Source organism: Nocardioides luti (genome assembly GCF_014212315.1).
GTDB lineage: Bacteria > Actinomycetota > Actinomycetes > Propionibacteriales > Nocardioidaceae > Nocardioides > Nocardioides luti.
This window is the reverse complement of the sequence record NZ_JACKXE010000001.1, coordinates 1051568-1063737: the sequence shown is the minus strand read 5'-3', so window position 1 is coordinate 1063737 and position 12170 is coordinate 1051568. Positions and strand designations below refer to the sequence as shown.

Annotated in this window: 11 protein-coding genes and 1 riboswitch; of the genes, 8 read left to right on the top strand and 3 right to left on the bottom strand. The window is 74.5% G+C overall.

Annotated features, from left to right (window positions below; all coding sequences use genetic code 11):
- Positions 1-2: 2 nt before the first annotated feature.
- Together H5V45_RS05035 and H5V45_RS05030 are read right to left on the bottom strand one after the other, a co-directional pair.
- Complete coding sequence (locus H5V45_RS05035; protein WP_343061426.1) at positions 3-506, bottom strand: DinB family protein; 504 nt, start codon at positions 504-506, stop codon at positions 3-5.
- Positions 507-523: 17 nt separating this feature from the next.
- Entirely contained in the window at positions 524-1537 is a 1014-nt protein-coding gene (locus H5V45_RS05030) for a cobalamin-dependent protein (RefSeq protein WP_185251929.1), read from the bottom strand.
- 124 nt (positions 1538-1661) lie between these two features.
- Here H5V45_RS05030 and gatC point away from each other — a divergent pair, with 124 nt between their 5' ends.
- From gatC to H5V45_RS04990, 8 genes are all read left to right on the top strand, one after another.
- Positions 1662-1961 (top strand): Asp-tRNA(Asn)/Glu-tRNA(Gln) amidotransferase subunit GatC, encoded by a 300-nt coding sequence (gene gatC / locus H5V45_RS05025; RefSeq protein WP_185251928.1) that lies wholly within the window; start codon positions 1662-1664, stop codon positions 1959-1961.
- A complete protein-coding gene (gene gatA, locus H5V45_RS05020; protein ID WP_185251927.1) occupies positions 1958-3508 on the top strand; it encodes an Asp-tRNA(Asn)/Glu-tRNA(Gln) amidotransferase subunit GatA in 1551 nt (516 codons plus the stop codon). The genes gatC and gatA overlap by 4 nt, the downstream gene beginning before the upstream one ends.
- Complete coding sequence (gene gatB, locus H5V45_RS05015) at positions 3505-5007, top strand: Asp-tRNA(Asn)/Glu-tRNA(Gln) amidotransferase subunit GatB (protein WP_185251926.1); 1503 nt, start codon at positions 3505-3507, stop codon at positions 5005-5007. Before gatA ends, gatB begins: the two co-directional genes overlap by 4 nt.
- Before the next feature lie 168 nt (positions 5008-5175).
- Positions 5176-5290: riboswitch (cobalamin riboswitch) on the top strand.
- An 81-nt stretch (positions 5291-5371) separates the two neighbouring features.
- A complete protein-coding gene (locus H5V45_RS05010; protein WP_185251925.1) occupies positions 5372-6457 on the top strand; it encodes a prenyltransferase/squalene oxidase repeat-containing protein in 1086 nt (361 codons plus the stop codon).
- On the top strand, positions 6457-7419 hold the full coding sequence (locus H5V45_RS05005) for a hypothetical protein (protein WP_185251924.1): 963 nt from the start codon (positions 6457-6459) through the stop codon (positions 7417-7419). Before H5V45_RS05010 ends, H5V45_RS05005 begins: the two co-directional genes overlap by 1 nt.
- On the top strand, positions 7416-8546 hold the full coding sequence (locus tag H5V45_RS05000) for a CbiQ family ECF transporter T component (RefSeq protein ID WP_343061425.1): 1131 nt from the start codon (positions 7416-7418) through the stop codon (positions 8544-8546). The genes H5V45_RS05005 and H5V45_RS05000 overlap by 4 nt, the downstream gene beginning before the upstream one ends.
- Entirely contained in the window at positions 8543-10150 is a 1608-nt protein-coding gene (locus H5V45_RS04995; RefSeq protein WP_185251923.1) for an ABC transporter ATP-binding protein, read from the top strand. Before H5V45_RS05000 ends, H5V45_RS04995 begins: the two co-directional genes overlap by 4 nt.
- Positions 10147-11028 carry an ECF transporter S component gene (locus H5V45_RS04990; RefSeq protein WP_185251922.1) on the top strand — a complete coding sequence of 294 codons (882 nt, stop codon included), beginning with the start codon at positions 10147-10149 and terminating at the stop codon, positions 11026-11028. Before H5V45_RS04995 ends, H5V45_RS04990 begins: the two co-directional genes overlap by 4 nt.
- On the opposite strand, the gene H5V45_RS04985 is transcribed toward H5V45_RS04990, so the two are convergent.
- Entirely contained in the window at positions 11015-12169 is a 1155-nt protein-coding gene (locus H5V45_RS04985; protein ID WP_185251921.1) for a PQQ-dependent sugar dehydrogenase, read from the bottom strand. The genes H5V45_RS04990 and H5V45_RS04985 overlap by 14 nt on opposite strands.
- Between the last annotated feature and the right edge of the window lies 1 nt (position 12170).

The following is a 12170-nucleotide window of genomic DNA, read 5'->3' as shown; positions in this document are numbered from 1 at the left end:
GCTCAGGCGTCCGCGGCGAGGATCTGCTCGCGGAGGATGTCGCCGTGGCCTGCGTGCCGGGCCAGCTCGCGGACCAGGTGGGCGTAGATCCAGCGCAGCGTGAGCGGACCGCGCCGGTTGTGCCGCGCGAGGTCGTCGAGGGACGCGCAGCCGGCGGCGATCTCGACCGCCTCGGCACAGGCGGTGCGGTACGCCGCCAGCACGGACGCCACGGTGTCGTCGTCGGTGAGTACCCAGCTGTCCTCCGCGGCCTCGGGCAGCCCGAGCTCGGCGCGGGTCCGGCCGGCCAGCGACACGTGGAACCACACCTGCTCGACGAAGGTCGCGTGCTTGACGATCGCCAGCGGGCACGTGAGCGACGGCACCAGCCGCCGGCGGGCCTGCTCGTCGCTGAGCCCCTCGAGCACGCCGGCCATCTCCAGCCGGCCGTCGTGCACGAACGCCTCGAGCTGCTCGCGCTCGGTGCCGGTCAGGTGGTCGTCGGTGCGGTGCTCGGAGTCGGTCACGCTGCAGGACCCTACGGTCAGCCCCGCCCCAGCAGCCGGGACGCCTCGGGCAGGCCCGTGAGCAGCCGGGCCAGGGTCTCCCACATCGCGTCGGCGGCGGCTGGGTCCGCACCGCGGCCGGCGAGCACCTCGGCCAGCCAGGCCCGGCTGTCCGCGAGCACGGTGTCGTCCTCGGTGAGCAGCGCGCCGACGACGCAGTCGACGACGTGCGGGGCGAAGGTCGCCAGCACCACGCGCCAGTCGTCGGGCGGGACGGCGGCCTCGCCGCCGCCGCTCAGCCCGAGGCGGGTGTCGGTGCCGAGCACGAGGTCGCGGGCGAGGTCGTCGGCGCGGGCCTGCAGCTCGCGTGCCTCGGCGACACCGGCGTGGGTGAGCTCCGGGGCCGGCGGCACCTCGTGGGGCAGCGTGGCGAGCACCTCGACCGCATCGCGCGGGGAGCCGGCGTACGCCGTGGCGCCGAGCCGGCGGGCCCGCACGCCCGCGGAGTCGAACGCCCGGCCACCGACGACGACGGGCGTCCCGGTCTCGCGGATCGCGGCCACCTGGCGGTGCACCCTGGGCAGCGACGACGAGAGCGACGCGCTGAGCAGCACCGCCCGGGGCCGGGTGGCGAGGATCCGCTCGACGACGCGCTCCCGGGTCGCGTTGGCGCCGAGGTGGTCGACCCGGTGCCCCCAGGAGCGGAGCGTCTGGGCGACGACCAGGGCGGGCAGGCCGTGCCACTCGCGCTCGACGCAGGCCACCAGCAGCAGCTCCGCGTCGGGGTCGACGGGCAGGTCGTCGGCCAGGCGGCGTACGACGCTCTCGCTCACCGCGGTGGCGGCGTGCTCGCGCGCGACCGTCCAGCTGTTGGTGGCCCAGAGCTCGCCGACGCGCAGCTGCGCGGCCGAGACCAGGTCGACGAGCACGGAGTCCAGGGGCACCCCGCGACCGTGGGCGGCGACGGCGGCGGCGTACGCCGCGCTCTCGTCGGCGGCCTCGACGGCGAGCCAGTACGCCTCGCGGTCGTCGGGGTGGACGGCGGTGGTCACGGCGTCACTGTAGAAGAGCGTGGCGCTTCCCGGGAGCGGTCTCGGGCACCTGCCCGCGCGGGGCCGGGTCCGGCAGCGACGGCCGCACGAGGCCGCCCCGGCGCTCTCTCCTAGGATTGGGCCCATGCCTGACATTTCCCGCGACGAGGTCGCGCACCTGGCGAACCTCGCCCGGATCGACCTCGACGACGCCGAGCTCGACCACCTCGCCCCGCAGCTGTCGGTGATCCTGGAGTCGGTCGCGTCGATCCAGGGCGTCGCCGGCGACGACATCCCGCCGACCTCCCACGCGCTGCCGCTGACCAACGTCTTCCGCGAGGACGTCCTGCGGCCGAGCCTGACCGCCGAGCAGGCGCTCTCCGGCGCCCCGGCGCAGGAGCAGCAGCGGTTCTCCGTCCCGCGGATCCTGGGGGACGAGCAGTGAGCGCGCCGAGCAGCACCACGACCGGCACCGACTGGACCCGCCGCACCGCGGCCGAGCTCGCCGACGCCCTCGCGGCCGGCGAGGTGACCTCGGTCGAGCTGACCCAGGCCCACCTCGACCGCATCGCCGCGGTCGACGGCGCCGTGCACGCCTTCCTCCACGTCGACGCCGAGGGCGCCCTGGCGCAGGCGGCCGCGTCCGACGAGCGTCGCGCCCACGGCCAGCTGGCCTCGCCGCTGGACGGCGTCCCGATCGCGGTCAAGGACGTGCTGGCCACGCAGGGCCTGCCGACCACCTGCGGCTCGAAGATCCTCGAGGGCTGGGTGCCGCCGTACGACGCCACCGTCGTCGTCCGGCTCCGCGCCGCCGGCCTCCCGATCCTCGGCAAGACCAACATGGACGAGTTCGCCATGGGCTCCTCGACCGAGCACTCGGCGTACGGCCCCACCCACAACCCGTGGGACCTCGACCGGATCCCCGGCGGCTCGGGCGGTGGCTCGGCCGCGGCCGTGGCGGCCTTCGAGGCGCCGCTCGCGATCGGCACCGACACCGGCGGCTCGATCCGCCAGCCCGGTGCCGTCACCGGCACCGTCGGCGTGAAGCCGACGTACGGCGGGGTGTCCCGCTTCGGGCTCGTCGCGCTGGCCAACTCCCTCGACCAGGCCGGCCCGGTGACCAGGACCGTCCTGGACTCGGCCCTGCTGCACGAGATCATCGGCGGGCACGACCCGCTCGACTCGACCAGCGTCGACCAGCCCCTCCCGGCCCTCGTCGACGCCGCCCGCCAGGGTGCGGCCGGCGACCTCACCGGCCTGCGGGTCGGCGTCGTCACCGAGCTCGGGGGCGACGGCTACCAGCCGGGCGTGCTCGCCCGCTTCCAGGAGTCGCTCGACCTGCTCGTGAAGGCGGGGGCGGAGATCGTCGAGGTGTCGTGCCCGAGCTTCGTGCACGCGATGGCGGCCTACTACCTCATCCTGCCGGCCGAGGCGTCCAGCAACCTCGCGAAGTTCGACGCCATGCGCTACGGCCTGCGCGTGCTGCCCGAGCACATCGACAACCCCAGCGCCGAGGACGTCATGCGGGCCACCCGCGACGCCGGCTTCGGCGACGAGGTGAAGCGCCGGATCATCCTCGGCACCTACGCCCTGTCCAGCGGCTACTACGACGCCTACTACGGCCAGGCCCAGAAGGTGCGGACGCTGATCAGCCGCGACTTCGAGGCCGCCTTCGAGAAGGCCGACGTGCTCGTCTCGCCGACCGCGCCGACCACGGCGTTCAAGCTCGGCGAGAAGCTCGACGACCCGATCGCGATGTACCTCAACGACCTCGCGACCATCCCCGCCAACCTCGCCGGCGTCCCCGGGATCTCGGTCCCCAGCGGGCTCGCCGAGGAGGACGGCCTGCCGGCCGGGTTCCAGATCCTGGCGCCCGCGCTCGCCGACGACCGCCTCTACCGCGTCGGTGCCGCCCTCGAGGCCGCGCTCGCGGCGCAGTGGGGCGGCCCGCTGCTCGACCAGGCCCCCGCTCTCGAAGGAGCATCCGCATGAGTGCCACCGCCGCGACCCTGGTCGACTGGGACGACGTCCTGGCGTCGTACGACCCCGCCCTCGGCCTCGAGGTCCACGTCGAGCTGAACACGAACACCAAGATGTTCTGCGGCTGCCCGGCGGTCTTCGGCGGCGAGCCGAACACCCAGACCTGCCCGACCTGCCTGGGCCTGCCCGGCGCGATGCCCGCGGTGAACCGCAAGGCCGTCGAGTCGGCCATCCGGATCGGTCTCGCGCTCAACTGCGAGATCGCGGAGTGGTGCCGCTTCGCGCGGAAGAACTACTTCTACCCGGACATGCCGAAGAACTTCCAGACGTCGCAGTACGACGAGCCGATCGCGTTCGAGGGCTACCTCGACGTCGACGTGGACGGTGAGACCTTCCGCGTCGAGATCGAGCGCGCGCACATGGAGGAGGACACCGGGAAGTCGCTGCACGTCGGCGGCGCCACTGGCCGCATCCACGGCGCCGACTACTCGCTGGTCGACTACAACCGCGCCGGCATCCCGCTCATCGAGATCGTCACCAAGCCGATCCGGGGAGCGGGGGAGAAGGCCCCGGCGATCGCTCGGGCGTACGTCTCCCAGCTGCGTGACCTGATCGTCGCGCTCGGCGTCTCCGAGGCCCGGATGGACCAGGGCAACCTGCGCGCGGACGTCAACCTCTCGCTCGCGCCGAAGGGCTCCGACGTGCTCGGCACCCGCACCGAGACCAAGAACGTCAACTCGTTCCGCTCGGTCGAGCGCGCGGTCCGCTACGAGATGCAGCGTCACGCCGCGGTGCTCGACGGGGGCGGCTCGATCCTGCAGGAGACCCGCCACTGGCACGAGGACACCGGCGTGACCACCAGCGGTCGCGAGAAGTCCGATGCCGACGACTACCGCTACTTCCCCGAGCCGGACCTCGTGCCGGTCGCGCCGTCGCGCGAGTGGGTCGACGAGCTACGCGCCACCCTGCCGGAGAACCCGCTCCTCAAGCGGGCCCGGCTCCAGGGCGACTGGGGCTTCACCGACCTCGAGATGCGCGACGTCATCGCCTCGGGCACGGTCGGCCTGATCGAGGAGACCGTCGCCGCCGGCGCCTCCCCGCAGGCGGCCCGCAAGTGGTGGCTCTCCGAGCTCGGCCGCCGGGCGAACGACGCCGGCGTCGAGATCACCGCGCTCGGCGTCTCGCCGGCCCAGGTCGCGGCCGTCCAGGCCCTGGTCGACGCCGGCACGGTCAACGACAAGCTGGCCCGCCAGGTGTTCGACGGCCTGATCGCCGGCGAGGGCACCCCCGAGGAGATCGTGGCCGCCCGCGGGCTCGCCGTGGTCTCCGACGACGGGGCGCTCGGTGCGGCGGTGGACGCCGCGATCGCCGCCAACCCCGACGTCGCCGACAAGATCCGCGAGGGCAAGGTCGCCGCCGCCGGCGCCCTGATCGGTGCGGTCATGAAGGAGATGCGGGGCCAGGCCGACGCCGGCCGGGTCCGCGAGCTGGTCCTCGAGAAGCTGACCTGAGCGTCGAGTCGGCGCATCTGCTACGTCTGAGAGCGCCGAGTCGGCGCATCTGCAGACGCGGAGCTGCAGATGCGCCGACTCGACGGTCCGTGGATCTGCAGATGCGCCGACTCGGTGGATCCTGGGCCTGCAGACGCGCCGACTCGGCATCGCGGTAGGCTGCGCCCGCACACTCATCACGCCCGCAGTGGGGGAAGCCGGTCCGAATCCGGCGCTGACCCGCAACCGTAGGCCGCCTTCCGGGGCGGCGAGCCGGAACGCCTGCTGCGACGCGTCCTGATCACACGCTGTCGAGGAAAAGCAGCGGGTGGCTCCCCCGGAGAGACGCTCCGGAGCCTCCCGCTGTGCAGCGGGAAGGATTCACATGTCGCTCATCCACCGCGCCGCCGCCGTACTGGCCGCCGGCGCCCTCGTCCTCACCACCGCGGGGTCGGCCCAGGCCGCTCCGGCCGGCTCCTCCGCCGGGTGGCTGGACGACCAGCTCACCAAGGGCCTGGTCTACAACGCGCAGTACGACTTCAACGACTACGGCCTGACCGCCGACACCGCTCTCGCGCTGGTCGCCCTCGGCGGGCACGACGCCGCGGTGAAGGACGTCCGCCGCGCGCTCGCCAAGAACGTCGACAGCTGGACCACCGGCGCCGACTTCGGCAGCTCCGACATCTACTCGGGCTCGGTCGCCAAGGCCGTCGTGGTCGCGCAGGCGACCGGCGCCGACCCGCGCTCCTTCGGCGGCGTGGACCTCGTGAAGCGCCTCCAGAAGCGCGTCGCCGGCGCCGACCCGATCGTGGGTCGCGTGCAGGACAAGTCGGACACCGACTACGCCAACACCATCGGCCAGTCGTTCGCCGCGCGCGGCCTCGCGCTCGCCGGCTCCACGAAGGCCGGCAAGGTCACGAAGTTCCTGCTCAAGCAGCAGTGCTCGGCCGGGTTCTTCCGCCTCAGCTTCGCCGACCCGTCGAAGAAGAAGCAGGGCTGCGACGCCGGCACCGCCGAGCAGAGCGCTCCCGACACCGACGTGACCGCGCTCGCCGTCATCAACCTGAGCGCGATCCCGAAGCCCGGCAAGGCCGTGCGCGCCGCGATCGACAACGCGACCGACTGGCTCGGCGAGGCCCAGAAGAAGAACGGCAGCTTCGGTGGCGGTCCCGCGACCGAGGCCAGCAACACCAACAGCACCGGCCTCGCCGCATGGGCCTTCGGTGCGACCGGAGCCTGCGCCCGGGCGAAGGACGCGGCTGTGTGGGTCAAGGGCCTGCAGGTCCGCGGCGACGTCAGCGGCACCCCGCTCGCCGGGGAGAAGGGTGCGATCGCCTACGACCGCGCCGCGTTCAAGGCCGGCCAGTCCGACGGCATCACCAAGGAGACCCGGGACCAGTGGCGCCGCGCCACCAGCCAGGCCGCTCCCGCGCTCCTCGACCTGCGTGCGGCCACCTGCCGCGCGAGCTGATGCTGCGTCGTACCACCCGGCTCGTCGCCGCGGCCTTCCTGGCCGCGGCGGCGGGCGTCGCCGTCACCCCGGCCCCGGCGCCGGCTGCGGCGTGCTCCACCTCCACCGGCGTGACCGTGGTCGTCGACTTCCACGAGCTCGGCGGTGGCGTCCAGCAGGTCTGTGACGCCTCCGGCGCGGGGAAGTACGCCGCCGCGCAGTTCGGCGACGCCGGCTTCACGCTCGCGCGGGTGCAGCGCCAGCCCGGCTTCGTGTGCCGGGTCGACGGCGCGCCCGCCGACGACCCGTGCGTCGACACGCCGCCCGCCGACGCCTATTGGGGCCTGTGGTGGTCCAACGGCACCTCCGGCACCTGGACCTACTCCTCCCTCGGAGTCGACTCGCTGAAGGTGCCTGCTGGCGGCTCGGTCGCGCTCTCCTGGAACGGCAGCTCCACCAAGTCGCCCCCCGGTGCGACCCCGCCGGCCAACGCCTCCGCCTCGCCGTCCTCGAGCCCGTCCTCGGGCTCCTCGTCGCCGCAGCAGCCGTCCCCCTCGTCGCAGCCGTCGAACCCGGGCGGCACCTCCGGCAACGGCTCCACGGCGCCCGACCCGACCGACGGTCCGAGCACCGGCGGCGCGTCCGCGACTCCCTCCGCCGGCGCGTCGGACACCCCCGGCGGCAACGGCAAGAGCAACGGCACCGACGGCAAGGGCGACCGGGGCCGCGGCACGGACAAGGGCAAGGGGGTCACGAAGACCGACGACGGCTCCGGCGCAACGGCGCCGACGGACCCGACGGACACCGCCTCGAGCGCCCCTGCCGGCACGTCGGCGGACCCGCCGTCGGCCAACGGCAGCGGCAGCAGCGGCGGCCTGCCCACGTGGACCGGCCCGGCCGCGGTCGGCGCGCTCTTCGCCGCCGCCGGTGGCACGGCCCTGGCCCGTCGTCGACGCGGCACCGCGGGGGCCACCGGCCCGTGACCCTCCTGTCCGGCGGCGCCCGCCTCCCGCGCGACCTGCACCCCGTGGCCTGGTGGCTGTGGGCGATCGGTCTCGCCACCGCGGCCTCGCTCACGACGAACCCGCTGCTGCTCCTGCTGCTCGTGGGCGTCGCGACGGTCGTGGTGATGGCGCGCCGCTCGGACCAGCCGTGGGCGCGCTCGTTCCGGCTCTACGTCACGGTGGGAGTCGTGATCGTGGTCGTGCGGGTGGTCTTCCGCCTCGTCTTCGGAGGGACGTACGGCGGGCACGTGCTGCTCGACCTGCCCGCCGTCCCCCTCCCGGACTGGGTCGCCGGCCTCACCCTGCTCGGCCCGGTCACGCAGGAGTCGCTGCTGGCGGGGCTCTACGACGGGCTCCGGCTGGCCACGATCGTGATCTGCATCGGCGCCGCCAACGCGCTCGCCAACCCCAAGCGGCTGCTCCGCTCGGTGCCGCCCGCGCTCTACGAGATCGGCACCGCCCTGGTCGTCGCGGTGACGGTGCTCCCGCAGTTCGCCGACAGCGTCCGCCGGGTGCGGGCCGCCCAGGCGCTGCGGGCGGGGGCGACCGGCCGGGTCGCCCGGCTGCGCCGCTTCCTCGTCCCGGTCCTCGAGGACGCCCTCGAGCGCTCGCTGGCCCTGGCGGCCGGGATGGACGCCCGCGGCTACGGCCGCGCCACCGGTCTCGGCCCGGCCCGCCGCCGCGCGACCGGCGCGCTGATGCTGCTCGGCCTCGTCGGCATCTGTGTCGGCACCTACGCCGTCCTCGACCGTACCGCCCCGCGCTGGCTGGCCCTGCCCATGCTGCTCGTCGGGGCGCTCGCCGCCGCCGGAGGGCTGCTCAGCGCGGGTCGCCGCGTCGAGCGCAGCCGCTACCGCCCCGACCGCTGGCAGTGGCCCGAGCTGGCCGTCGTCGCGTCCGGCGTCCTCGTCGGAGTCGCCGGCTGGTGGGTCTCCGGCCACCAGGTCCCCGTCGCCTACCCCAGCCTGCTCGCCGTCCCGACCGTCAGCGGCGTGGTGCTCGTCGCCGCGGTCGTCGGGATGGTCGGCGCGCTCTGCTCACCGCCCCCCTTCACGCCGTACGACGTCCCGCAGCCGGCCCGGCGACCCCAGGAGGTCGCGGCATGATCGAGCTGCGCGGGATCCGCTTCTCCTACGACGACCACCGGGTGCTCGACGGTGTCGACCTCACGATCGACGAGGGCGAGCTCGTCCTGGTCTCGGGGCCGACCGGGGTCGGCAAGTCCACCCTGCTGGGCGTCGTGACCGGTCTGGTGCCGCGCTTCAGCGGCGGCCACCTCGAGGGCGACGTCCTGCTCGACGGGGTCAGCGTGGTGCGGCGACCGCCGCGCGACCGCGCCCACGCCGTCGGCTACGTCGGCCAGGACCCGGCCGCGGGCTTCGTCACCGACACCGTCGAGGAGGAGCTGGCCTACGGCATGGAGCAGCTCGGGCTGCCGGCCGACACCATGCGGCGCCGGGTCGAGGAGACCCTCGACCTGCTCGGGATCGCCGAGCTGCGCCACCGCGACCTCCGCACCCTGTCCGGCGGCCAGCAGCAGCGGGTCGCGATCGGCTCCGTGCTGACCATGCACCCCCGGCTGCTCGTGCTCGACGAGCCGACCTCGGCGCTCGACCCGACCGCCGCCGAGGACGTCCTCGCGACCCTCACGCGTCTCGTGCACGACCTCGGGGTGAGCGTGCTGCTCGCCGAGCACCGCCTCGAGCGGGTCGTGCCGTTCGCCGACCGGATGTGCCTGCTGACGGGTGACGGCCGCGTCGTCGTGGGGGAGCCGGCCGAGCTGCTCGCGACTTCGCCCGTGGTGCCGCCGATCGTCGAGCTCGGCCGGGCCGCCGGGTGGCACCCGCTGCCGCTGAGCGTCCGCGACGCCCGCCGCCGGGCCCGCGACCTCAGCAGCCTCGTCGCGCCGCTCGCGCCCGTGCCCGTCCCGGCCGACCACGGCGTCGCGCTACACACCCGGGGCCTGACCGTCACGCACGGATCGACCGTGGCGCTGCGCGACGTCGGCGTCTCGCTCGCCTCCGGCCGGGTGACCGCGCTGATGGGCCGCAACGGCTCCGGCAAGTCCAGCCTGCTCTGGGCGCTGCAGGGCAGCGGGCGACGCCACTCCGGCGACGTACGCGTCCAGCACGCCGGCTCCGGCCCCCTCGACCCCGCCGCGCTCGACCCCGCCGGGCGTCGTGCGCTGGTCGGCCTGGTGCCCCAGAACGCTGCCGACCTGCTCTACCTCGAGACGGTCGCCGACGAGTGCGCGGCGGCCGACGGTGGTGCCGACAGCGCGGACGGCGGGTGCCGCGCGATCCTCGACCGACTGGTGCCCGGCATCCCGGCCACCACCCACCCCCGCGACCTCTCGGAGGGCCAGCGCCTGGCGCTGGCGCTGTCGCTGGTCCTGGTCTCCCGCCCCGACGTCGTGCTGCTCGACGAGCCGACGCGTGGTCTCGACTACGTCGCCAAGCAGGTGCTGGCCGGCATTCTCCGCGAGCTCGCCGACGACGGCCACGCCGTCCTCGTCGCGACCCACGACGTCGAGTTCGTCGCCCAGGCCGCCGACGACGTGGTCGTCCTCGCCGAGGGCGAGATCGTCTCCTCCGGGCCGGTACGCCGGGTGGTCGCCGAGTCCCCGTCGTTCGCGCCCCAGGTCACCAAGGTGATGGGCCCCGACTGGCTGCGCGTCGACGAGGTCGTCGCGGCCCTGGCGTCGGCATGAGCGCGGCCGGTCCCCGGGTGGACGCCCGCCGCGTGAACGCCGTCCCGCTCAGCCGCCGCTCCGCGTTGGTGCTGGCGGTCGCGTCCCTGGCCGGGCTGATGATGCTCTGCTGGCCGCTGCTGCTCCAGGTGCCCGACCACGCCCGCGTCGACCCGCCGTTCCTCTTCCTGGGCCTGCTCCCGATCGTGATCGCGGTCGTGCTCGCCGAGATCAGCGAGGGCGGGATGGACCCCCGCGTGCTCGCGATCCTCGGCGTGCTCAGCGCCGTCAACGCCCTGCTGCGCGGGCTCTCCGCCGGCACCGGCGGCGTGGAGCTGGTGTTCTTCCTGCTGATCCTCGCCGGCCGGGTGTTCGGCCCGGGCTTCGGCTTCGTGCTCGGTTGCACGTCGCTCTTCGCGTCCGCGCTGATGACCGCGGGCGTCGGCCCGTGGCTGCCGTTCCAGATGCTCGTCTCGGCGTGGGTCGGGATGTGCGCCGGCCTGCTGCCGCGCCGCGTCACCGGCCGGGCCGAGATCGCGATGCTGGTCGGCTACGGCATCGTGGCGGCGTACGCCTTCGGCCTGCTCATGAACCTCTCCGGCTGGCCGTTCGTGCTGGGCATCGAGGTGCCCGGCCACACCGGCTCGCTGTCGTACGTCGCCGGCGCACCGGTCTGGGAGAACCTCCAGCGCTTCGGCGTCTACACGCTGCTCACGTCCACCGGCAGCTTCGACACCGGCCGCGCGATCACCAACTCCGTCGCGATCGTGGTGCTCGGGCCGGCGGTGCTGACCACCCTGCGGCGCGCCTCGCGGCGGGCGACCGTGACCGGCACCGTGGCGCCAGCACCGGCGCCCGCCCCTGACCCCGCACCGGGCGGGGCCGTCAGGGCCGGATGACCAGGATCCGGTCGTCGCCGTCCGCCGGGGACCCGCGGCCGTCCCGGTTGCTGGTCGTGACCCAGAGCCGGCCGTCGGGGGCGACGGCCACGGTCCGCATCCGGCCGTACTCGCCGACGAAGAAGTCGGTCGGGTCCGTGGCCCGCTTGCCCACGACGTCGATGCGCCACAGCCGCCGCCCGCGCAGCGAGGCCAGCCACAGGTAGCCGTCCGACCACGCCAGCCCCGACGGCGACGCCACGTCGGTGTCCCAGACGACCTGCGGGTCGACGAGACCGGCCTTGCCGCCGCGTCCCTCGACGGTCGGCCAGCCGTAGTTGTCGCCCGGCTCGATGAGGTTCAGCTCGTCGAAGGTGCTGGCGCCGAACTCCGAGGCCCACAGCCGGTCCCGGTCGTCGAAGGCCAGGCCCTGCACGTTGCGGTGGCCGTAGCTCCAGATCGGCGACCCGTCGATCGGGTTGCCCGGCGCGGGGTCGCCGTCCGTCGTGATCCGCAGGATCTTGCCGCCGAGGGAGTCGGTGTCCTGGGCCAGCGCGTCGTTGCCGGTCTCCCCGGTCGAGGCGTAGAGGTAGCCGTCCGGCCCGAACGCCAGCCGCCCGCCGTCGTGGATGAAGCCGTTCGGGATGCCGTCGAGGATCACCTCGAGCGGGCCGAGCCGCCCGCCGTCGTACGACGCCTTCGCGATGCGGTTGTCGGTCGCGGTCGTGACGTAGAAGAACAGCTCGTGGTCGGTCGCGAAGTCGGGGGAGGCGGCGACCCCGAGCAGGCCGCCCTCGCCGCCCGGAGCGGCGTCGTCGAGCGTCGCGATCACCTCCACCCGGTGCTGCGGGCCGTGGATCCGCAGCACCCGCTGGCTGTCGCGCTCGGTGACGATCGCGTCGCCGTTCGGCAGGAAGGCCAGGCCCCACGGCACCGCCAGGCCCGTGGCGATCGTGCCGACGACCTCGGTTGCGCCCGGTGGCTGGGGGGAGTCGGACTCGGGGGTGGGGCTGCCGGAGGAGGAGCCGGTGGGCTGGTCGGCGGACGGGCTGGCGGTGACGGTCAGGTTGGGCGTCTCGCTGTCGTCGCTGCAGGCGGCGAGCAGCCCGGTGACGACCAGCAGGACGATCGGCAGCGCCGGCCGCGCCGCCCTCCGGCGCACG

What these genes read in the sequence shown, in the direction of transcription:
- gatC (WP_185251928.1), top strand. Translation starts at nt 1,662, where the DNA reads ATGCCTGACATTTCCCGCGACGAGGTCGCGCACCTGGCGAACCTCGCC.
- gatB (WP_185251926.1), top strand. Translation starts at nt 3,505, where the DNA reads ATGAGTGCCACCGCCGCGACCCTGGTCGACTGGGACGACGTCCTGGCG.
- H5V45_RS05010 (WP_185251925.1), top strand. Translation starts at nt 5,372, where the DNA reads ATGTCGCTCATCCACCGCGCCGCCGCCGTACTGGCCGCCGGCGCCCTC.
- H5V45_RS05005 (WP_185251924.1), top strand. Translation starts at nt 6,457, where the DNA reads ATGCTGCGTCGTACCACCCGGCTCGTCGCCGCGGCCTTCCTGGCCGCG.
- H5V45_RS04995 (WP_185251923.1), top strand. Translation starts at nt 8,543, where the DNA reads ATGATCGAGCTGCGCGGGATCCGCTTCTCCTACGACGACCACCGGGTG.
- H5V45_RS04990 (WP_185251922.1), top strand. Translation starts at nt 10,147, where the DNA reads ATGAGCGCGGCCGGTCCCCGGGTGGACGCCCGCCGCGTGAACGCCGTC.